Origin of the sequence: Dorea sp. AF24-7LB (assembly GCF_003478575.1) — a bacterium.
Lineage (GTDB): Bacteria > Bacillota > Clostridia > Lachnospirales > Lachnospiraceae > Dorea_D > Dorea_D hominis.
On record NZ_QUFR01000010.1, the window covers coordinates 1 to 20,863 of the forward strand.

The following is a 20,863-nucleotide window of genomic DNA, read 5'->3' on the forward strand; positions in this document are numbered from 1 at the left end:
GTTGCCATGCCTCGCAAACCCGCATAAATACTGAATGTGTGGAGTTTTGCTCATGGCTACTTTCCTGTTATGAGGAGGTGATGAGCTGTCTTTTTATATAATGAGAACTGGAAACGTCGTTTCTGATATATAAAACTTTTCGGGAGGAAGTACACTCTTTTTTGAACACCGATTATGGTATTTTATTGGTTTGTTATAATAGAAAAACCAAAGGAGACGCGTACTTGCGAGGAAAGTAGAGTATTGCAGAAAATTGCATCTGGCACAAGAATGGGGGAAGGCACACGCTTTATTAATTGACACTGGCAGAAGTAGGTAAGGCTTGTTATAATGTAAAGACAATAGTTGAAGGAGTGGTGCGGATGAGTGAAAGAAAACATCACAGAGGAAGAAGGAAGAAAAGTAATTTTCTGCTGAATATCATTTTAGTAATTGCGGTGATTGTATTCTGCGTTTCCGGATATAACCTTCTGAAAATCGGAAAAGGCTACAAAGACGGACAGGATGAATATAAGAAAGTACGCAAACTGGCGGTGACACAGGATAAAGATTCGGGAAGATCCGTAGATGAGTTTCAGGTGGATTTTGATAAGTTGAAGAAAATAAATGCAGATACGATAGGGTGGATTCGTTTTTCTCCGAAACCGAAGGAAATTAATTATCCGATTGTGCAGGGGAAAGACAACCAGACTTATCTGCATAAAACATTTTCAAATAATGAGAATACGCTGGGAAGCATTTTCTTAGATTCAAATGCAAATGCGGATTTTGCAGACGGCAACAGTATCGTGTACGGGCACCGCATGAAAGACGGCTCCATGTTCCGGCATTTGCAGGATTATGATACGAAGAAATTCTGGAAGAAATATCCGTATTTTTACATTTACACATTAGATGGAAGAAAATTAACTTACATTATATATGCTGCGGGAGAGACGACAGAGAAATCCGATGTGTACCAGACAGATTTCTCGGACGATGCAATGTTTCAATCATTTACGAAAGCAGCAAAAAGTATGGCACTCTACGATACTGGCGTAAAGGTGACAAATAGTGACAGTTGTGTTACACTTTCTACCTGCACAGGAGCCAGTGATGAACATCGTTTCGTTGTGATTGGCGTAAGAGTGCAGGAAGAAGAGCTGGAGTAAGGGGGAATTAAAATGGCTTATATATATGAAGTGGGCGATATCGTTACATTGAAGAAACCGCATCCGTGTGGAAGCAAAGAGTGGGAGATCCTGCGTGTTGGAGCGGATTTCCGGTTGAAATGTATGGGGTGCGGACATCAGATCATGACCGCGAGAAAGCTTGTTGAAAAAAATACAAGAGATTTGAAGAAAAAAGCTTGAAACAATTAAGCCTTTATGTTATCATATCAAATTGTGATACACTATTATTCCGTGTATAACCATGCGCGGAAATCCTTGCTCCCACATAAGCGGGCGGGGGCCAAAAGACCAGAAGGAGGTGCAGGACGACATGAACAAATATGAATTAGCTGTTGTTGTCAGTGCAAAAATCGAAGACGACGAAAGAGCACAGGTTATCGAAAAAGTGAAAGCATTAGTTGAGCGTTTCGGTGGCAAGATCTCTGACGTTGATGAATGGGGTAAGAAAAGATTAGCTTACGAGATTCAGAAGATGAAAGAAGCATATTACTATTTCATCCACTTCGAGTCTGATGCTGAGACTCCAGGCGAAATCGAGCAGAGAATTCGCATCATGGATAATGTAGTCAGATATTTATGCGTTAGACAGGAAGCATAGACAGGAAGTAGAGGTATAATATGAATAAAGTAATTTTGATGGGACGCTTAACAAGGGATCCAGAAGTTAGATATTCACAGGGTGATAACTCTATGGCAATTGCCAGATATACATTAGCTGTTGACCGCAGATTCCGTCGTAACAATGACGGAGAGCAGACTGCAGACTTCATCGGATGTGTTGCATTCGGAAGAAGTGCAGAGTTCGCGGAGAAGTATTTCCGTCAGGGTCTGAAGGTAATCGTTACAGGACGTATTCAGACAGGAAGCTACACGAACAAAGAAGGTCAGAAAATTTACACAACAGATGTTGTTGTAGAAGATCAGGAATTTGCAGAGAGCAAAGCAGTCAGTGATGCTAACGCAGGAAGTTTCCGTCAGGCGGCTCCTTCACCGGCACCAGCTCCGGCAGCGGATGCAGGCGACGGCTTCATGAATATTCCAGATGGAATTGACGAAGAATTACCGTTCAACTAAGAATTGAAAGGAGAGTTAATCATGGCTTACGATAAAGGAAATCGTCCAGAAGGCGGCTTCAAGAGAAGAGGCGGCGGACGTAGAAGAAAAAAAGTTTGCGTATTCTGTGGAAAAGAGAATAACGAGATCGATTACAAGGATGTAGCAAAATTAAGAAAGTACATCTCTGAGAGAGGAAAAATCCTTCCGAGAAGAATCACAGGAAACTGTGCTAAACATCAGAGAGCTCTTACAGTAGCTATCAAGAGAGCACGTCACGTTGCTCTTATGCCATACGTACAGGACTAATTTGCACGGCATTTAAGTATGAATAATAGAAAGCCTTTAAGTACTGATAGAATTAGTATTTAAAGGCTTTTTTTGTAGTTGGATTTGCGCCTGCGAATTCTTATAATTTGAGTTATAGGACAAAATGTGTTGATAGAAACCGCCTTCAGCCCTTGAAAATAAAGGGTTGAAGGCGGTTTAATCTTTTTTTAAACAACTTTGAGGGTGGACAAAACGTGTTGATAAAAAGTCTCCAAACCCTTGAAAATAAAGGAACTAAAGGCTTTTAATCTTCCTTAAAATAAGAACCATGGAGGGAAGATTAGATGAATCAAGTAAATTGTCCTGTTTGTGGTATGAAATGTGTGAAGTCTGGAAAGACAAAAGCTGGTTCGCAACGTTGGCTTTGTAAGAATTGCAAAACGTCACTAACGCATAAAATTAATAATGAATCCAAGGAACTGCAAATCTTTTTGGATTGGCTGTTTGGAAAAGAATCTCAATCAACAATGTCTGGAGAAGGAAGATCCTTTAGAAGAAAGACAGCAAAGTTCTGGGATATATGGGCTATGCCGCCAAAGATAGCAGAATCTAGAGATGTAGTATTTCTCGATGGGATCTATCTTGGTCGGAAAGCATGCGTTTTGATTTGCTGTGATGAAAAGCATGTGTTGGGATGGTATTTGTGTCGTTATGAACATGCAGGAGCCTGGATCGCTTTGATGAAACGTATTGCTGAGCCAAGGATGGTAGTGTCTGATGGGGGTACAGGTTTTGCAAAAGCACTCAAAAAGGCATGGCCAAAAGCAAAACATCAAAGGTGTAGGGAACTTCATGAATGGGTAGCAAAAGGCAGGAGTCCTTATGATAATGGCGATTATATCTGTGGAGCCGGTGGGTATCCCCTTGATTTCATCAGTGCTTTGCGAGCCGAAAAAGAATTACAAGATTGGTTTGACAGTTTATCAGAAGCAGAAAAAGAGGCGGAAAGACAGGGTCGCAGTTATCAGTATGCTACCGAAACAGACGAGATTTATTTTGATATATCCACCTTTCAGATACTGATGCAGAAGACGATGACTTGCCCTTCCAATAATATGCGAATCAACAAAAATAATGCAAAATCGGCGGTCTAATTTGACCGCCGATAAAAAATCAAAAAATTTACACACTTTGCTTGACAAACCCAAAGGTCCGGTGGACCTTTTTTAGTCGTTATCGTAACACACCCTTTTTTTGTGCTATCTTTCTTTCGGCAGGCTTACGAGAATGGTAGTTCCTTCTTTGGAGCTTTCTTCCACTTTTACAGACCCGCCGTGAAGTGAGGCAATCTCCCAAACGAGAGAAAGACCAAGTCCTACGCCGCCATGGGCGCGGCTGCGGGATTTATCGACACGGAAAAATGGCTGGAAAATGCTTTGCTGATCTGCTTTGGCAATTCCAAAACCATGATCTTTTATCCGGATCAGATGATATTTCTTATCTTCACAGACGGAAATGCGAACAGCGCCGCTCTTTCGGTTATAGCGAATTGCATTTTCAGTAAGATTAAAAAGCATACGATAGATTAAAGTATCGCTTCCAATGAAACGGGCGTCTCCATCGGAAGACAGCGCGATATGTTTCTCTTCGGCGAGAGGGGCAAGGTCGGTAAATATTTCCTCCACCATCGGAGCAAGTTCGATCGCATCCTCACATGGTACGCTGTTGAGCTCGCTCATTTCCAGAAGGATTTTCGTCATCTGTGACATGCGTTCTGTCTGTTCTTTTATAAGATCGAGAACGTTGCGCGTCTCATCGTCTACATCCGGGTGTTCCATGGAAAATAAATCCATCTGTGCCTGCAAAAGTGCAAGCGGGGTGCGAAGTTCATGGGCAGCATTGCCGGTGAATTGCCGCTGGCTTTTGAATCCTTCATCAAGACGGTCGATCATACTGTTGAAAGAGCGACAGAACTGTCGAAACTCCGGAAGCACATCTTCACTCACTTTCATATCTGATAAATTGTCAGGCTGTACTTTTTCAATCTGAGAGGCAAAGCTTTTCAGTGGCTTTAGTGCATGTCCACTGACAAAATAAGCGAGCGCCGCGCCAAGCAGTGTGACAGCCGCTGTAATATACCAGCTTGTCAGACTGAAGGAGTTCTGGGCGCCGCTTACAATGATCGTAAGCGCATTATCGAGGTCCTTGCTGCTTGGGTCAAAGGATTCGGTTTTGTCGCTGTTTGTATCACTGTAAGTAGAGATGTCATTTCCAATTGTATCCATATAATGCTTACCGGAATAGCCGATCAGGCAATTCATAAGTACGCATGTGACACAGATTAAAACGGCAGTCATTAAAGTGATCCGCCATTGTAAAGATAATTTTTTCATTGGCGTTCCTCCATTACGTATCCTTCTCCTATGCGGTTGTGTATCGGGTCGTATCCTAAAGCGGTGCGCAGCTTCTTTCTGAGAGAAGAAATATGCACTCTTATGGAATTGCTGAAATTATCGACGCTGCTGTCCCACACATGTTCAATAAATTCTTCCTGGCTGATCGGACGCCCCTGATTCAACATTAGATATTCTAAAATCCCCGTTTCCTTCCTTGTAAGAGAAATGTCCGAACCTTTGGCAGAAGCTTTGCGTGCCTTTGTATCAAAGGAAAGCTCCTGGCAGGTCAGCACGACGTCGTGCTGTGTGAATCGTCGAAGTGTAAGAGCACGTATTCTTGCGGCCAGTTCTTCCAAATGAAATGGTTTTGTAAGGTAATCGTTGGCGCCGGCATCTAATCCGGCAACTTTATCGGCGACTTCGCTTCGGGCCGAAAGGATCAGAACTTTCGTATCAAAATCATTTTCTCGAAGTGCCTTAAGAACGCTCATGCCATCTTTTCTTGGAAGGTTAAGATCCAAAACGACAAGGTCAAAATGATCCACAGCGAGCATGTCGATCGCAGTCTGCCCATCGTGGCAATAATCTACACTGTATGAAAGGTGTTTTAAGCTGCGTACGATCGTGTCGCAGAGCACCTTCTCATCTTCTACTATTAAAATATGCATATATGTTTCCTCCTGGTATCAGTATAGCATATGGACATAAAATCTTTGTTAAGTTTTGCTTCTTAACAAGGATTTTATACATGCCGTGTTATAATGAGGCAGAAATGAAGGGAGTGATCAAATTGTTTCATAGAAAAAAAGCTATGATCCAGGGCGCTTTACTAATAGCCGCGATATGCATGGTATGCTTCGGAGCAATGCGAGGCGAAGTGGATTCAGTATTCAGTAAGGCAATCCGATTGTGTCTGGAGTGTGTTGGCATTGGATAAGAATAAGAAGAAAAAAACATCTATAATTATAAGTCGTTTCCGTGGATGGATCCAGGCGGGAGCGGCATTGCTTACAAATATACATTTGCCAAATTTTATAAAGGGGAGTATTTACCAAGGTAAAGGGAAAGCCGTATGTGTGCCGGGATTGAACTGTTATTCTTGCCCCGCGGCAGCAGGTGCCTGTCCGATCGGCGCATTTCAGGCAGTGGTAGGCGCATCAAAATTTCGCTTTTCCTACTATATAAGTGGATTTCTGATCCTGATCGGTGTCCTGTTGGGGCGTTTTGTATGTGGATTCTTATGTCCTTTCGGCTGGCTTCAGGATCTGCTGCATAAGATTCCTTGCAAAAAGTTTTCCACAATGAAGTTAAAGCCTCTTCGTTGGATCAAATATATCGTGCTTTTATTCGCGGTTATCCTGCTGCCGGCTTTTCTTGTAAATGATGTGGGAATGTCGGATCCAATTTTCTGTAAATATATTTGCCCACAGGGTGTGTTGGAAGGGGCCATCCCGCTGGCCATCGTAAATGAAGGAATCCGTCAGGCGCTTGGAGCATTATTTACAAGGAAATTAATTATTCTGCTTGTAATCGTAGTATTAAGTATTTTATTTTACCGTCCGTTTTGCAAATGGATCTGCCCATTAGGTGCATTTTACGCATTGATGAATAAAGTATCCCTCTTAGGTATCCAAGTGGACGATCGTAGATGCATTTCCTGTGGAAAATGTGCCCGCGTATGCAAGATGGATGTGGATATCACGAAGACACCTGACCACACGGAATGTATCCGCTGTGGCAAATGTATAAAAGAATGCCCGGCCGAAGCACTTAGGTTTCGATATGGTTTTAGTAAAAATAATAAATGTAAAGGAGATAAATAATTATGATGAAAACAAAACTTTTAAAAACAACAGCTGTAACAATGACACTCATTTTAGCACTTGGACTCAGTGCATGTACTTCTGGTAACAGCAAGGATAGCAGCTCCGGGAAAACTGCCCAGACAGAAAGTGACAGCAAAAATAATCCGGACAGCAAAGAAGAAGCGGCAAAGCTTTATCAGAAGCTGATGCAGAAAGAAAATGATATTCTGGCAGCCAACTCCAAGCTTTGGGAAAAAGTATTCCTGGCAGCCAATAAGAACAATCCGATGATTGAAGATGGTACAAACTATGGAGATTTTCTCCTTAAGACAATCGACGGTGCGAAGGATCAATTTTCAAAAGACGAATTGAAAACATTGAAAGAAGGAGCAGAAGAAATCAAGAAGATCGAAGGAAGACTGACTGTTTTAGAACAGAAATATCCGGATTGCGGAACGAAACCAGGTTCTGGCGACAGCGTGGATGCAAGCGAAGCAGGCATGAGTACATCCGATAATAAAGATGATAAGAGTACAGAAAAAAGTAGTGCGATAAGTTTCCCAGGCTTCAAAGGAAAAGATCTTGACGGCAATGCAGTAGACAGCAAGAAGCTTTTTGCGAAAAATAAAGTGACAGTCGTAAATTTCTGGTTCACTACATGCAACCCATGTGTCGGTGAGCTGAAAGATCTGCAGGCGCTCAATAAAAAGCTTCAGAAAAAAGGCGGCGAAGTGATAGGTGTCAACACCTTTACAATCGACGGCGACAAAGCAGCCATCAAAGAAGCGAAAGATATTTTATCAAAAAAGAAAATTACTTACAAAAATGTATGGTTTGCCACAAATAGTGAAGCAGGAAAATTTACTTCCGGACTCTTCTCTTACCCGACGACATACGTCGTTGACCAGAAGGGTAATATCGTAGGAGAGCCAATCGTAGGCGCCATCACAGCGAAAGATCAGGCAAAGAGACTGAATGAGCTCATTGATCAGGCAATCGAAAATGGGAAATAATTCTTTGTAATTGTTGCCTGCAGTTGATATGCATTTTATAACTGAAATGTATAAAGCAAGGGCGAAAGCTTGATTTTATACAAGCCTCTCGCTCCTTGCTTTATATTCTTTATATCCTTACTAATAATAAAGACAATTCCTATTGGTATTTTCACGTTTCCTGTTGCAATTGGGAGTGTACAATTATTTACACTTCCCTTGTTCCTTCCTGCATTTCTTGCATCTGTTCTTCAAGAATTTTCTGCTCCAGTGCAGCTTTCTCTGCTCCGGTGAAAGCAATATCCGGCAGAAGCTCAAAATAAAAATCAGGATATTCTTCAGCGAGAGCTGCAATACACTCTGACTGGATGGCTTTGAATTTAGCAAGTGATACGAGGTCCTTTTCAAATGTGATATAGACACTGATCCACAGCTTACGTCCTGTACGCAGAATATCATAATACAATTTCTGATAACCATAAGTGCGGATGATCGGTTCCACAAGGTTTTTGATTTCTTCAATGGTGTCTTCTTCCGGTGGGATCAGCATAAGATCACGGAATGCTGTGATAATAGTGCGGATCGGTGCCGGAAGCATGATGACAGACAACGTAATCGTGATAATCTGATCCAGGTAAGGAATAACTGGTTTAAACCATGCAAATGGCAGCAGTATCGGCAGTAAAAAGGCAACTGCCATGCCGAGAGACAGAAAGCTGTCAATTTTCCATCCCTGCATTTCCATATTGATCATAGGAGATGCCATCGTTTTATTTTTTATACTCAGATAAATAGTGACTACAATGCCAAGGAAACATGCGAAAAATTCAAATGACGCAATCGTATGGAAGGATACGATGTGTCCGCCGTGGAGCATCAGATGAATATTATTGAAGATCAGCCCGAATGTTACAGAGACCATGGTGATTCCTTTGACAACAACGAAAATGGATTCAATCTGGGTGTATCCAAACGGATGCTGTTCATTGGATGGGCGGTATAGCAACGGAATAAGGAAAAGCGATGGCAGTAGCATGCAAAATTCTACTCCATCATAAACTGCATCCAGAAGCACCGCCTGTGAACCTGTAAAAATAGCCATGAGAAGCTCGATAACAACAAAAACCAGATTTCCGTATAAAGAAACCGACATAGCTGATTTTTCTCTTTTCTGCGCTTTCTTACCTATATGCATAAAATCCTCCGAATATTGTAATGTTTTATTTTAGTATAAAAGAAAAAAATAAAAATGGCAAATAAAACCTTGACGAAACAAAGCGAAAACTCGTATAATAAAAACGCATATGGAAAGATATAAAACGTTGACGGAGACAGTACGATATAGCAGAACGTCACAGCGAGCCGGAGATGGTGGAAGTCCGGTACAAGTAACGATATCCGAAGATCACTTCCGAGTTGCAGATATCCAAAAGCGCAAGCTTAGTAGATGCTGACGGCATTTCCCCGTTACAGGAAAAGCATATGATAGTATGTTTAGGTGGTTTATAAACGCAGGCACAGCTTTCGTCCTATACAGGATGGAAGCTTTTTTTATATAATAGAAATTGCATTTCCTATTATATAAAAAAAGCCTCCGGCAGAATGCGCACTCGCGCGAAGAGGTAGATTGTTGTAAACAACCGCGCTCAGCGCGGGAATGTGCTAAGGCACATTCTATTTTATTTATCCTATACATGCAAAAAATGTTAATATTCATCCCAATTTTCCCCCACGATGTGGAAAAAAGATGTGGAAAATGTGGAAAACTATCAAAAGATATTAAAAGGGGACGGGGATTTTCTAGAAATGCCCCGTCCCCCATCAGAGAAGGAGGAGAATCATGTATAAGAAAGTTTCGACAGACATGAATTTTGTAGACCGCGAGAAGGCTACAGAGAAGTTCTGGGAAGAGAATCACATTTTTGAGAAGAGTATGGAAGACCGTGAAGGCTGTCCACAGTATATGTTTTACGACGGACCGCCGACAGCAAATGGTAAACCGCATATCGGTCACGTACTGACTCGTGTTATTAAAGATATGATCCCGCGTTATCGTACAATGAAGGGATATGAAGTACCGAGAAAGGCCGGATGGGATACACACGGCCTGCCGGTTGAGTTGGAAGTTGAGAAAGCTCTTGGACTGGATGGAAAAGAACAGATCGAGAAATATGGTGTAGAGCCATTTATTAAGAAATGTAAAGAAAGCGTATGGAAATACAAAGGTATGTGGGAAGATTTCTCTAATACTGTAGGTTTCTGGGCTGACATGGATGATCCGTATGTTACTTATCACAATGACTTTATCGAGTCTGAGTGGTGGGCACTGAAGAAGATCTGGGACAAAGGTCTTCTGTACAAAGGATTCAAGATTGTTCCTTATTGCCCTCGTTGTGGAACTCCGCTTTCTGCACAGGAAGTAGCACAGGGATATAAAGATGTAAAAGAACGTTCTGCAATTGTACGTTTCAAAGTTGTCGGAGAAGATGCATATTTCCTCGCATGGACAACTACACCTTGGACACTGCCGTCCAACATCGGTCTTTGTGTAAATCCGGAAGAAGACTACGCAAAAGTAAAGGCTGCTGACGGATATGTTTATTACATGGCACAGGCGCTTCTGGATACTGTTCTTGGTGGACTTGCTGAGAAATCAGGAAACGAAGATCCGGATTATGAAATCCTGGAAACATACAAAGGACAGGATCTGGAATACAAAGAATACGAGCCGCTGTACCAGTGTGCATATGACTGCGCAGCGAAACAGAATAAAAAAGCATTCTTCGTTACATGCGATACTTATGTAACACTGACAGATGGTACCGGTGTTGTTCATATCGCACCTGCATTTGGTGAAGACGATGCCAAAGTCGGACGTAAATATGACATGCCGTTCGTACAGTTAGTAGACGAAAAAGGTGATATGGGAGAGACTACACCATTTGCCGGTATTTTCGTAAAGAAAGCAGATCCGGAAGTATTAAAAGATTTGGATGAGAGAAAACTTCTCTTTGACGCACCGAAGTTTGAACACAGCTATCCACACTGCTGGAGATGTGATACACCACTGATTTACTACGCTCGTGAGTCATGGTTTATCAAGATGACAGAAGTTAAAGACGATCTGATCGCCAACAACAACACGATCAACTGGATCCCGGAAAGCATCGGAAAAGGACGTTTCGGCGACTGGCTGGAAAATGTCCAGGACTGGGGTATCAGCCGTAACCGCTACTGGGGAACTCCGTTAAATATCTGGGAGTGCGAGTGCGGATGCCAGCATTCAATCGGAAGTATTGAAGAACTGAAATCTATGTCCGACAACTGTCCGGATGAGATCGAATTACACCGTCCATATATCGACAATGTAACGATCAAGTGTCCGAAGTGCGGCAAGCCAATGCACCGCGTACCGGAAGTTATCGACTGCTGGTTTGACAGTGGATCTATGCCGTTTGCACAGTACCACTATCCATTTGAAAATCAGGATCTGTTCGAGAAGCATTTCCCGGCAGACTTTATTTCCGAGGCGGTAGACCAGACACGTGGATGGTTCTATTCCTTACTGGCTATTTCCACATTGATTTTCAACAAAGCTCCGTATAAGAACGTTATCGTTCTGGGACATGTACAGGATGAGAATGGACAGAAGATGAGTAAATCCAAGGGAAATGCAGTTGATCCGTTTGATGCACTGGAGAAATACGGAGCAGATGCGATCCGCTGGTATTTCTATGTAAACAGTGCACCGTGGCTGCCGAACCGTTTCCATGGAAAAGCTGTTGTAGAAGGACAGAGAAAATTCATGGGAACTCTGTGGAATACTTATGCGTTTTTCGTACTGTATGCAAATATTGATAATTTCGATGCAACAAAATATGTACTGGAATATGATAAATTATCCGTTATGGATAAATGGTTATTATCCAAATTAAATACACTGATCAAAGACGTAGATGATCATCTTGCAAATTACAGAATCCCGGAAGCAGCAAGAGCACTTCAGGAATTTGTAGATGATATGAGTAACTGGTATGTAAGAAGAAGCCGTGAGCGTTTCTGGGCAAAAGGAATGGAGCAGGATAAGATCAATGCTTACATGACTCTGTACACAGCGCTTGTTGAAGTGAGCAAGGTTGCTGCACCGATGATTCCGTTCATGACAGAAGATATTTACCAGAACCTCGTAAGAAGCCTGGATGAGAGCGCACCGGAGAGTATCCACCTGTGCGATTATCCGACTGTAAATGAGGAGCACATTGACAAAGAACTGGAAGATAACATGGAGAAACTTCTGAAACTGGTTGTTATGGGACGTGCCTGCAGAAATACTGCAAATATCAAAAACCGTCAGCCGATTGGAAAAATGTATGTGAAAGCTGATTTTGAACTTCCGGAGTTCTATCAGGAGATTATCGAAGACGAATTGAATGTAAAAACTATGGAATTTACACAAGAAGTTCGTGATTTCACCTCCTATTCTTTCAAACCTCAGCTAAAGACGGTAGGTCCAAAATATGGTAAAATGTTAGGTGGAATCAAAGCTGCACTTGGCTCATTAGACGGAAACGCAGCAATGGATGAGCTGAATGCAACCGATTCTTTAAAACTGGATATCAATGGACAGGAGATTACTTTATTCCGCGAGGATCTTCTGATTGACACTGCACAGATGGAAGGCTATGTATCTGAAAATGATAACGGAATTACCGTTGTTCTGGATACGAACCTGACAGAAGAACTTCTGAAAGAAGGATTTGTACGTGAGATCATCAGCAAAGTACAGACGATGCGTAAAGAAGCCGGATTTGAAGTTATGGATCAGATTGCGATCACATACGAGGGAACCGAGAAGGCTGAGAAGATTTTCGCGGAGCATGCAGATGAGATCGCCGGAGAGACTCTGGGCATAAGCGCAGTGAAACAGACACCGTCAGGATATGTGAAAGAATGGAAGATCAACGGAGAGAATGTAACACTCGGCGTGGAAAAACAGTAATCTGTGCCCCTCCGTAAAGAAAGGAATGTGAAAATGATCAATCCAAGATTTGAAAAACAGGCGTTTAAAAAAGAAGTTAAAAATAATGTAAAAACCCTGTTTCGTAAGACAATTGAAGAAGCAACCCCGCAGCAGTTATTCCAGGCAGTCTCTTATGCTGTAAAAGAAGCGATCATCGATGACTGGATCGCGACTCAGGAACAGTACGAGAAAGATGATCCGAAGATGGTTTATTACATGTCTATGGAATTTCTGATGGGACGTGCGCTTGGAAATAACCTGATCAATATGACCGCTTACAAAGAGGTGAAGGAAGCTTTAGATGAGCTTGGCATCGATCTTAATGCAATCGAAGACCAGGAGCCGGATCCGGCTCTTGGTAACGGCGGTCTTGGAAGACTGGCAGCTTGTTTTTTAGACTCGCTTGCAACACTGGGATATGCAGCTTACGGCTGTGGAATCCGCTACCGCTATGGTATGTTCAAGCAGAAGATTGAGGACGGCTATCAGGTAGAGACTCCGGATAACTGGTTAAAAGACGGCAATCCGTTTGAACTGAAACGTCCGGAGTATGCCAAAGAAGTACGTTTTGGCGGAAACATCCGTGTAGAGTATGACGAGCATGGAAAGACACATTTTGTACAGGAGAATTACGAATCTGTACTGGCTGTTCCGTATGATTATCCGATTGTCGGATACAACAACCATATCGTCAATACTTTACGAATCTGGGATGCAGAGCCAATCGTAGACTTCCAGTTAGATTCCTTTGACCGTGGAGATTATCACAAAGCGGTTGAGCAGCAGAACCTTGCGAAGAATATCGTAGAAGTGCTGTATCCGAACGATAATCACTACGCAGGAAAAGAACTGCGTCTGAAACAGCAGTATTTCTTCGTATCTGCAAGCTTACAGGCAGCAATTGCTAAATTTAAGAAAAAACATACAGATTTACATGAACTGCCGGAGAAGATTACAATTCAGATGAACGATACACATCCGACTGTAGCAGTTGCAGAGTTAATGCGAATCCTTCTGGATGAAGAAAATATGGAATGGAACGATGCATGGGAGATTACAACAAAGACCTGTGCTTACACAAACCATACGATCATGGCAGAAGCGCTGGAGAAATGGCCGATTGACCTGTTCTCAAAACTGCTTCCTAGAGTTTACCAGATCATTCAGGAGATCGACCGTCGTTTCGTAATCCAGGTACGTGAGATGTATCCAGGAAATGAAGAAAAAGTTGCAAAAATGCAGATTTTAAGAGACGGACAGGTGAAGATGGCACATCTGGCAATCGTTGCCGGATATTCTGTCAATGGTGTTGCGCGCCTGCATACAGAGATCCTGAAAAAACAGGAGCTGCGTGATTTCTACGAGATGATGCCGGAGAAATTTAACAACAAGACAAACGGTATCACACAGAGACGTTTTCTGATGCACGGAAATCCGCTGCTTGCAGACTGGGTAACAGAAAAACTCGGAACAAAAGACTGGATCACAGATCTGCCGAAGATGTCCGGACTGAAAAAATGGCTGGATGACGAGGAAGCTCTGAAAGAGTTTATGTCTATCAAATATGAAAATAAAGTACGTCTTGCAAAATACATCAAGGAGCATAACGGCATCGAAGTAGATCCGACATCTATTTTCGATGTGCAGGTAAAACGTCTGCATGAGTACAAACGTCAGCTTCTTAACATTTTACACGTTATGTACTTATACAATCAGATTAAAGAGCATCCGGAGAAGAGCTTCTATCCAAGAACATTTATCTTTGGAGCGAAGGCTTCCGCAGGTTATATCCGTGCAAAACAGATCATTAAGCTGATCAACTCCGTAGCAGATGTTGTAAATAATGACCGCAGTATTAACGGTAAATTGAAAGTTGTATTTATCGAAGATTACCGTGTATCTAATGCTGAGTGGATTTTTGCGGCAGCAGATGTCAGCGAACAGATTTCTACAGCATCCAAGGAAGCATCCGGAACCGGTAACATGAAATTTATGTTAAATGGTGCCGCAACTCTGGGAACGATGGATGGAGCAAATGTGGAAATTGTAGAAGAAGTCGGAGCGGATAATGCATTTATCTTTGGTCTGAGTTCTGATGAAGTTATTAACTATGAGCAGAATGGTGGATACGATTCACGCCAGATCTACAACAGCGATCCAGAACTCAAACGAGTGGTTGACCAGCTGGTAGACGGCACTTATGCACAGGGTGATACAGAGATGTATCGCGATCTTTACAACTCACTGTTAATGCCACAGGGAAATAATCAGGCAGATGTATATTTCATCCTGAAAGATTTCCGCTCTTATGCCGAGGCACAGGAGAAAGTAGAGGCAGCTTACAGAGATAAAGACAGATGGGCTAAGATGGTCCTGTTAAATACAGCATCCTGCGGTAAGTTCTCATCAGACAGAACGATTCAGGAATATGTCGATGATATCTGGAAACTGGACAAAGAGACAATTTCAGAAGAAATTTACGAATAAAATTTGCAAATAAATTTGTGAATAAGCAGACAAGTCCTTCCATACAGTGTATGGGAGGGCTTTTTGTATGCATAGATATTTGAAAAAAGCAGTGTGTTATCTGGCGATACTGATCTGTGTGCCGTATTTTGTGACAGCATTTTTAAATGGCTCCGGGCGGGGAGGAAGCGTGGAAGTGGATGAGACGTATGTGCGGGTGGAGAGTAGTGAGTCGGGAGATGGCTCGGGAAATGGTGCAGATATAGCAGATGGAGATGAGAATGGCGGTGGCTCGAAAAATAGAGATGGTTCGGGAGGTAGAGATGTGGATGACGATAGTGTGAAGAACAGTGGATCAAAAGAGAAAAATGGAAATAATAGTAATTTGAGAGGTAGTAAGAAAATTATAGAAATGCCCTTAGAAGATTACGGAATTAGTGTCATGGCGAAAGAAATGCCCGGCTCGTATAAAAAAGAAGCATGGAAAGCGCAGGCGGTACTTGTGCGCACATCTATTTGCGAGAAAATGAATCAGGACGGAAGTGATACTGTACTTGAGCAGAGTTATCTGACCGATGCACAGAAAAAACAGTTGTGGGGAAGTAATAAATATTATTCCTACTATAATAAATTAAAAAAAGCGTGGGAGGAGACGGATGGCGAGATCCTGACATGGAAAGGAAAACCGGCGTATGCACCATTTTGCAGGCTGACAAACGGAAGTACACGGGATGCAAAAGAGTCGCTGGGTGAAGAATATCCTTATCTCAAAAAAGTGACCTGTCCGAAAGATCTGGAAAATGAATGGCAGATCCAGACAACAATGGAGAAAAAATTAGATGCAAAAGTGACTGCACTCGATAGCGCCGGATATGTGAAAAAAGTGCGGGTTGGGGAAGAAATAATGAGCGGTGAAGCGTTCCGGGAGAAATATCATTTGGCGTCGTCGAGTTTCATTTTACAAAAATACGATGGAAAACTGCGCATTATCACATGCGGTGTCGGACATGGATACGGAATGAGCCAGTACACGGCAAATGAAATGGCGAAAAAGGGGAAAACTTATAAGGAGATACTCGGTTATTTTTATAAAAAGACGAAAATCCGGGAGGTTGCGGAGATCGTACAGGGGGAAGGAGGACGTAAAAATCAGGTGGGAAAGTAGGTGATAATATAAAATTTAGAAAATGAATAAACTATGTGAATAAGGTTACCATGCGCTGGCAAAAATAAAGTCAGAGGTGGTGATTAGATGAATCAAGAGCAAAAAAAGAGACCAGGGCCGAAAAAAAGAAAACGAGGGCCTGCCGTTGCAGCCGTTTTGTGCTTTGTGGCAGCTATCGCAATAGTAGGAACATATACATTTAAAGACTACAAACAGGCGCAGAAAGAACAGTTGCAGGCAAAAATGGAACAAGAGAAGAAAGAAGCCGGAACGGACAAGATTGTGAACGAACCGGAAAAGAGTGCAGAAGAAAAAGGCGAAGGAAACACACCATTAGACAACGTCCCGAATACAGAAGAACCGGATAATAACGATGAAAATACAGGAGCCGGAGAAAGTACATCTGATAATGAAAATGATTCAGATGGAACAACAGCCGGAGAAACACAAACAACCGGAAGTCGGGCAATATCAGGATTTGACGGGAAGAGTGAACTGCTCTGGCCGGTAGACGGCAGCATCCTGATGAACTACAGCATGGATAAAACCGTGTACTTTAAGACATTGGATCAGTACAAATACAATCCGGCAGTTATTTTCTCCGCAGAAGTCGGAGATCAAGTCATAGCAGCAACAACAGGCGTCGTAAAATCGATTGACAAAACTGCACAGACCGGAACAACCGTAACCGTTGATATTGGTAACGGCTATGAGCTGATTTATGGACAACTCAAGGAAGTGCCGGTGAAGACCGGGCAGTCGGTTACGGCAAAAACAACACTCGGTTATGTTAGTGAACCGACCAAATACTACAGCGCAGAAGGCAGCAATGTTTATTTTGAAATGCGGAAAAATGGGCAGCCGGTCAATCCGATTGAGTTCTTAGTCGAATAGGGGACGGGGATTTTCTAGAAAATCCCCGTCCCCTATTCGAAAGTCCCTGTCCCTTTTTCGTAACTGGACGGGATATCGTGGATAAGTTATACTGTGATGTAGATAAGATGTGGAAAGATGTGTGGAAAATGAATTATACATATATTTTAAAATGTGCGGATGGCACGTTATACACAGGCTGGACGAATGATGTGGAAAAGCGTGTGAAAATGCATAACGAAGGAAAGGGCGCCAAGTACACGAAGTACCGGCGCCCAGTTGAGCTGGTTTATTATGAGACATTCCAGACAAAATCTGAAGCTATGCGACGGGAGTATGAGATCAAACAACTGCCGCGGAAGAAGAAAGAGCTTCTGCTCGCTACATTTCAATTAACGGAGAACAAAGTTGTACATAACGATGAAGTGGCAGAAGCTTCCACCCATAACGAATAAGTGGAAGATCTCATGACTTCCGAAATTCTTATGACGGCGGTTGAAAATCGGCAGTTTCAGTGCGTAGATCACGCCGCCGACAGTGTAAATGATACCACCTGCAAGGAGCCATCCGAAAGCTGCCTGTGACATGGAGTTAAGAAGTTGTGTAAATGCAAGTACGCAGGTCCAGCCCATGCCGATATACAGAACGGAAGATACCCACTTCGGGCAGTTGATCCAGAAAGCCTTGATGATGATTCCGGCGATCGCAATACCCCACACAATAGAGAGCAAAATGATTCCGGTTTTGCCGCCAAGCACGAGCAGACAGATTGGAGTGTAGCTTCCGGCGATCAGGACACTAATCATCATATGGTCGATTTTTTTCAAAATTTTATTAATCCGCGGCGTGCGGTTAAATGTATGGTATGTGGTGCTGGCTGCATAGAGCAGAATCAGGCTGACCGCATAAATCGCAATGGAAATAATATAAATGCGGGAAGGCTCTCTTGCTGCTTTGATCAGAAGTGGAATAGCTGCAAAAATTGCCATTAACATTCCGATAAAATGAGTGATCGCACTTCCTGGATCTTTGATATATTTTTGTATTGTATCTGACATAAATACCGCCTCCTAGAAATCGATAGTTCGACACGTAGTATTAAATACTACATCTATTTATATCCATATTATATATCAAAAAATAAAAAAAGCAACCCCTGAAACAAAAAAATTTGAAAATCAAAGTATTTGGTGACTATTATGTGTTTTTCATATATAGAAAAATAAATATTTGTATAGCTACTTTTTAACATATCAATATGAAAAGAAGCTTTTCTAATAGGGGTGATGATTCTTGTATTTACAATATAAGATAGCGGTCAGCGTGCTGGCGCTGGTCGCAAGAATTCCGGCACCGGTGATGGCAGCAGGATTGACACTTCCGTACTGACTGCGGTATGCAATAATATTTACTGGAATCAGCTGTAGTGATGAAATGTTCAGAATGAGAAAATTACACATTTCTTTGCTCGCAGTGCCTGGAGGAAGCACCGGACCGGGAGCTTTTCCAGACCGCCGTTCCTTTTCCAAATCTGAAAGTGCCTGCATGGCATTTAATCCGGCAGGAGTCGCAGCCCATCCAAGCCCTAATATGTTGGCAATAATATTTGTAGAAATATGTGGTATTGCTTTATGGGAAGAGGGTAGTTCTGGAAATAAAAAATGTAGAAAGGGCAAAAGTTTCGCAGAAAGTTTCCGGATCATGCCTGCTTCCTGGGCGATTTCCATCATTCCGGTCCAAAAAGCCATAACTCCTGAAATTGTGATGCAAAGCGTCACTGCTTCTTTAGAAGAATCCAGCGCCGCTTTTGTTATTTCCGGAATCTGCCCGGTGAATGCGGCGAAGAAAACACCTGCAATGATCATGCCTGCCCAGAGAAGATTTAACATAGGATACCTCGAAAGCATTTTTTATTACAAACTTAAAGTATTTTATGAAAGAAAGGAAAAAGTTATGCTTAAGATAAAGGAGATATTTGCAACAAAGTGTGCATAGAATAAAAAAATATTCCGGAATTAAAAAATAAGAATTTATAAAGAAAAACAGCCATACAGTAATAGTATAGAAATATTGGTATAGGATTAGGGGAGTAAAAAAGGAACGATATGCAAGTATCATAGCTGTTGTTTTTTGACATTTTGATTAGAAAGAACAAAAATATATGCTAAATGGAGAATCTGGAAATGAAATGGTTTCTTATCGTGTCGGATCTGCTGATTCCGATGATCATTCTTGGAATTTTATGCTATGGAATCCTGCAGCAGGTTGCGGTTTATGATGTATTTGTAAAAGGCGCGAAAAGCGGTTTTCTGACTGTGGCGAAAATCATACCGACAATGGTAGGGCTTATGGTGGCAGTCGGGATCTTGAGGGCTTCGGGCTTGCTGACTTGTCTGTCGGAAGAAATCGGAAAGTTTACAAAATGGATTGGCTTTCCGGGCGAATTGGTGCCGCTTACAGTTGTAAAGATGTTTTCTTCTTCGGCAGCAACCGGTTTGCTATTAGATATTTATAAGGAATTTGGGACAGATTCGAGAAACGGATTAATTGCGTCCATCAGCATGGCAAGTACAGAAACGATTTTCTATACAATGAGTGTGTATTATATGACAGCAAAAGTTACAAAGACGAGGTACACATTGACTGGTGCATTGCTTGCAACTTTCGCCGGGCTTGCAGCAAGTGTGATACTTGCGGGAGCGATGTTGTGATTATTGACAGAGACGAGATACGCTTTTTCGTATCTCGCTCTGATTAGCGGCCGTCAAATGCACCTGCATAAATGTGTGCATTTTCCTCGTAGCTATAACAAAATCCGACCTGGAAATTCCAGACCGGATCATATAGTAAAATTGATTTTAAGTTAAATACAAAATAAATATGAAACAGATAGCTATTTAGTATCTTTATTTTTACGATCGCTCTTATCTTTTGGATTCTTCATGATCCAGAAAGCGCCAATAATGCCGACAATATAAAGGATGCTTAAAAGGATTGTCGGATTGTCTTTTAAAAGATAAGTAACTGCAATGACAGCGGCAAGTGAAAGTAAAAGCTGAACCAGTGTGAAAATGCGTTTTTCGCGTTTCTCTTTTGCCTGTTGTAAAAGTTCCATGCGATGCTGTTCTAACCGGAGATATTCCATCAGATCCTCGTCTTTGATGTGGGAAAGAATCCACTGATCTCTGGAAAAATTATCGGAAGGATCGTCAATCGTACGATAATGAGCTGATCCGGTAGTGTCTGCATTTATAGTGTCTGCATTTATAGTGTTTGCATTTGTAGTGTCTGCATTTGCAGTGTCTGCATTTGTAGTGTCTGCATTTGTAGTGCCTGCATTTGTAGAGTCTGCATTTGCAGAGTTTGCATTTACAGAATCATTTTTCATGGAATCTGTCTTAACGGAATCTGAATTTTCAGCAGCAGAAGTTTTCTCCTCAGTTTCTTTTGTAGCATTTTCATTTCCTGTATTTTTCTCAAAAGGAGTTACCACATTTTCAGTGGTGTTATTCTTTTGCTCTTCGGTTGTTTCTTTCATGATTGTTTCAGCCATGTCTGTTCCTCCATTTTATAACGTACGTGGCAGGTCTCAAAGTGTGTCATCCGTCTCTGAACAAGTTCAGACGGATGACACACTTTTATCCCTTGGTA

The 20,863-nt window shown here is 42.0% G+C and carries 20 protein-coding genes and 1 pseudogene; 15 read left to right on the forward strand and 6 right to left on the reverse strand.

The features are described 5' to 3' along the window. Positions 1 to 362 precede the first annotated feature (362 nt). From srtB to DWY31_RS10260, 6 genes and pseudogenes are all read left to right on the forward strand, one after another. Positions 363 to 1,151: a class B sortase gene (gene srtB, locus DWY31_RS10235; RefSeq protein WP_118520430.1), complete on the forward strand. Its 789-nt coding sequence runs from the start codon at positions 363 to 365 to the stop codon at positions 1,149 to 1,151. Positions 1,152 to 1,163: 12 nt separating this feature from the next. Next, positions 1,164 to 1,352 (forward strand): DUF951 domain-containing protein, encoded by a 189-nt coding sequence (locus DWY31_RS10240; RefSeq protein ID WP_021860561.1) that lies wholly within the window; start codon positions 1,164 to 1,166, stop codon positions 1,350 to 1,352. A 130-nt stretch (positions 1,353 to 1,482) separates the two neighbouring features. Continuing rightward, positions 1,483 to 1,770, forward strand: coding sequence for a 30S ribosomal protein S6 (gene rpsF / locus DWY31_RS10245; RefSeq protein ID WP_021860562.1), 288 nt, complete (start codon positions 1,483 to 1,485; stop codon positions 1,768 to 1,770). 20 nt (positions 1,771 to 1,790) lie between these two features. Beyond that, on the forward strand, positions 1,791 to 2,246 hold the full coding sequence (locus DWY31_RS10250; RefSeq protein ID WP_021860563.1) for a single-stranded DNA-binding protein: 456 nt from the start codon (positions 1,791 to 1,793) through the stop codon (positions 2,244 to 2,246). A gap of 21 nt (positions 2,247 to 2,267) precedes the next feature. Beyond that, the gene (gene rpsR, locus DWY31_RS10255) at positions 2,268 to 2,534 is read left to right on the forward strand and encodes a 30S ribosomal protein S18 (protein WP_004607925.1); all 267 of its coding nucleotides are present in this window, start codon (positions 2,268 to 2,270) and stop codon (positions 2,532 to 2,534) included. A 305-nt stretch (positions 2,535 to 2,839) separates the two neighbouring features. Beyond that, positions 2,840 to 3,337: pseudogene (locus tag DWY31_RS10260) on the forward strand (transposase-like zinc-binding domain-containing protein); the annotation flags it as partial. 417 nt (positions 3,338 to 3,754) lie between these two features. Here DWY31_RS10260 and DWY31_RS10265 read toward each other — a convergent pair. Both DWY31_RS10265 and DWY31_RS10270 read right to left on the reverse strand, forming a co-directional pair. Beyond that, positions 3,755 to 4,888, reverse strand: a complete 1,134-nt coding sequence (locus DWY31_RS10265; RefSeq protein ID WP_118288284.1) for a HAMP domain-containing sensor histidine kinase — start codon at positions 4,886 to 4,888, stop codon at positions 3,755 to 3,757. Further along, positions 4,885 to 5,559, reverse strand: coding sequence for a response regulator transcription factor (locus tag DWY31_RS10270; protein ID WP_021860566.1), 675 nt, complete (start codon positions 5,557 to 5,559; stop codon positions 4,885 to 4,887). Before DWY31_RS10270 ends, DWY31_RS10265 begins: the two co-directional genes overlap by 4 nt. 197 nt (positions 5,560 to 5,756) lie before the next feature. On the opposite strand from DWY31_RS10270, the gene DWY31_RS14610 reads away from it, so the two are divergent. From DWY31_RS14610 to DWY31_RS10285, 3 genes are read left to right on the forward strand one after another with little or no spacing between them, the layout of a single operon-like run. Then, positions 5,757 to 5,828: a CD1871A family CXXC motif-containing protein gene (locus DWY31_RS14610; protein WP_330416744.1), complete on the forward strand. Its 72-nt coding sequence runs from the start codon at positions 5,757 to 5,759 to the stop codon at positions 5,826 to 5,828. Then, positions 5,821 to 6,714: a 4Fe-4S binding protein gene (locus DWY31_RS10280; RefSeq protein ID WP_021860568.1), complete on the forward strand. Its 894-nt coding sequence runs from the start codon at positions 5,821 to 5,823 to the stop codon at positions 6,712 to 6,714. The genes DWY31_RS14610 and DWY31_RS10280 overlap by 8 nt, the downstream gene beginning before the upstream one ends. 2 nt (positions 6,715 to 6,716) lie before the next feature. Continuing rightward, positions 6,717 to 7,709, forward strand: coding sequence for a TlpA family protein disulfide reductase (locus tag DWY31_RS10285; protein ID WP_021860569.1), 993 nt, complete (start codon positions 6,717 to 6,719; stop codon positions 7,707 to 7,709). Positions 7,710 to 7,896: 187 nt separating this feature from the next. On the opposite strand, the gene DWY31_RS10290 is transcribed toward DWY31_RS10285, so the two are convergent. Then, a complete protein-coding gene (locus tag DWY31_RS10290) occupies positions 7,897 to 8,883 on the reverse strand; it encodes a cation diffusion facilitator family transporter (RefSeq protein ID WP_117537949.1) in 987 nt (328 codons plus the stop codon). Positions 8,884 to 9,528: 645 nt separating this feature from the next. On the opposite strand from DWY31_RS10290, the gene ileS reads away from it, so the two are divergent. The 5 genes from ileS (at position 9,529) to DWY31_RS10315 (ending at position 17,667) form a co-directional block, all read left to right on the forward strand. Then, positions 9,529 to 12,687 (forward strand): isoleucine--tRNA ligase, encoded by a 3,159-nt coding sequence (gene ileS, locus DWY31_RS10295; protein WP_118520432.1) that lies wholly within the window; start codon positions 9,529 to 9,531, stop codon positions 12,685 to 12,687. Positions 12,688 to 12,720: 33 nt separating this feature from the next. After that, complete coding sequence (locus DWY31_RS10300) at positions 12,721 to 15,195, forward strand: glycogen/starch/alpha-glucan phosphorylase (protein ID WP_021860572.1); 2,475 nt, start codon at positions 12,721 to 12,723, stop codon at positions 15,193 to 15,195. A gap of 67 nt (positions 15,196 to 15,262) precedes the next feature. After that, entirely contained in the window at positions 15,263 to 16,339 is a 1,077-nt protein-coding gene (locus DWY31_RS10305) for a SpoIID/LytB domain-containing protein (RefSeq protein WP_118520434.1), read from the forward strand. A gap of 87 nt (positions 16,340 to 16,426) precedes the next feature. Continuing rightward, positions 16,427 to 17,233, forward strand: coding sequence for a M23 family metallopeptidase (locus DWY31_RS10310; RefSeq protein ID WP_021860574.1), 807 nt, complete (start codon positions 16,427 to 16,429; stop codon positions 17,231 to 17,233). A 128-nt stretch (positions 17,234 to 17,361) separates the two neighbouring features. Continuing rightward, positions 17,362 to 17,667, forward strand: coding sequence for a GIY-YIG nuclease family protein (locus DWY31_RS10315; RefSeq protein ID WP_117537994.1), 306 nt, complete (start codon positions 17,362 to 17,364; stop codon positions 17,665 to 17,667). Here DWY31_RS10315 and trhA read toward each other — a convergent pair. Continuing rightward, the gene (gene trhA, locus DWY31_RS10320; protein WP_021860576.1) at positions 17,605 to 18,270 is read right to left on the reverse strand and encodes a PAQR family membrane homeostasis protein TrhA; all 666 of its coding nucleotides are present in this window, start codon (positions 18,268 to 18,270) and stop codon (positions 17,605 to 17,607) included. The genes DWY31_RS10315 and trhA overlap by 63 nt on opposite strands. Before the next feature lie 216 nt (positions 18,271 to 18,486). Further along, entirely contained in the window at positions 18,487 to 19,101 is a 615-nt protein-coding gene (locus DWY31_RS10325) for a hypothetical protein (RefSeq protein ID WP_021860577.1), read from the reverse strand. Between the two features lie 294 nt (positions 19,102 to 19,395). On the opposite strand from DWY31_RS10325, the gene DWY31_RS10330 reads away from it, so the two are divergent. Then, entirely contained in the window at positions 19,396 to 19,923 is a 528-nt protein-coding gene (locus tag DWY31_RS10330) for a spore maturation protein (RefSeq protein WP_021860578.1), read from the forward strand. A 182-nt stretch (positions 19,924 to 20,105) separates the two neighbouring features. Here DWY31_RS10330 and DWY31_RS10335 read toward each other — a convergent pair whose 3' ends face one another. After that, positions 20,106 to 20,765: a hypothetical protein gene (locus DWY31_RS10335; protein ID WP_118520436.1), complete on the reverse strand. Its 660-nt coding sequence runs from the start codon at positions 20,763 to 20,765 to the stop codon at positions 20,106 to 20,108. Positions 20,766 to 20,863 lie beyond the last annotated feature (98 nt).

What these genes read in the sequence shown, in the direction of transcription:
- srtB (WP_118520430.1), top strand. Translation starts at nt 363, where the DNA reads ATGAGTGAAAGAAAACATCACAGAGGAAGAAGGAAGAAAAGTAATTTT.
- DWY31_RS10240 (WP_021860561.1), top strand. Translation starts at nt 1,164, where the DNA reads ATGGCTTATATATATGAAGTGGGCGATATCGTTACATTGAAGAAACCG.
- rpsF (WP_021860562.1), top strand. Translation starts at nt 1,483, where the DNA reads ATGAACAAATATGAATTAGCTGTTGTTGTCAGTGCAAAAATCGAAGAC.
- DWY31_RS10250 (WP_021860563.1), top strand. Translation starts at nt 1,791, where the DNA reads ATGAATAAAGTAATTTTGATGGGACGCTTAACAAGGGATCCAGAAGTT.
- rpsR (WP_004607925.1), top strand. Translation starts at nt 2,268, where the DNA reads ATGGCTTACGATAAAGGAAATCGTCCAGAAGGCGGCTTCAAGAGAAGA.
- DWY31_RS10265 (WP_118288284.1), bottom strand. Translation starts at nt 4,888, where the DNA reads ATGAAAAAATTATCTTTACAATGGCGGATCACTTTAATGACTGCCGTT.
- DWY31_RS10270 (WP_021860566.1), bottom strand. Translation starts at nt 5,559, where the DNA reads ATGCATATTTTAATAGTAGAAGATGAGAAGGTGCTCTGCGACACGATC.
- DWY31_RS10285 (WP_021860569.1), top strand. Translation starts at nt 6,717, where the DNA reads ATGATGAAAACAAAACTTTTAAAAACAACAGCTGTAACAATGACACTC.
- DWY31_RS10290 (WP_117537949.1), bottom strand. Translation starts at nt 8,883, where the DNA reads ATGCATATAGGTAAGAAAGCGCAGAAAAGAGAAAAATCAGCTATGTCG.
- ileS (WP_118520432.1), top strand. Translation starts at nt 9,529, where the DNA reads ATGTATAAGAAAGTTTCGACAGACATGAATTTTGTAGACCGCGAGAAG.
- DWY31_RS10300 (WP_021860572.1), top strand. Translation starts at nt 12,721, where the DNA reads ATGATCAATCCAAGATTTGAAAAACAGGCGTTTAAAAAAGAAGTTAAA.
- DWY31_RS10305 (WP_118520434.1), top strand. Translation starts at nt 15,263, where the DNA reads ATGCATAGATATTTGAAAAAAGCAGTGTGTTATCTGGCGATACTGATC.
- DWY31_RS10310 (WP_021860574.1), top strand. Translation starts at nt 16,427, where the DNA reads ATGAATCAAGAGCAAAAAAAGAGACCAGGGCCGAAAAAAAGAAAACGA.
- DWY31_RS10315 (WP_117537994.1), top strand. Translation starts at nt 17,362, where the DNA reads ATGAATTATACATATATTTTAAAATGTGCGGATGGCACGTTATACACA.
- trhA (WP_021860576.1), bottom strand. Translation starts at nt 18,270, where the DNA reads ATGTCAGATACAATACAAAAATATATCAAAGATCCAGGAAGTGCGATC.
- DWY31_RS10325 (WP_021860577.1), bottom strand. Translation starts at nt 19,101, where the DNA reads ATGTTAAATCTTCTCTGGGCAGGCATGATCATTGCAGGTGTTTTCTTC.
- DWY31_RS10330 (WP_021860578.1), top strand. Translation starts at nt 19,396, where the DNA reads ATGAAATGGTTTCTTATCGTGTCGGATCTGCTGATTCCGATGATCATT.
- DWY31_RS10335 (WP_118520436.1), bottom strand. Translation starts at nt 20,765, where the DNA reads ATGGCTGAAACAATCATGAAAGAAACAACCGAAGAGCAAAAGAATAAC.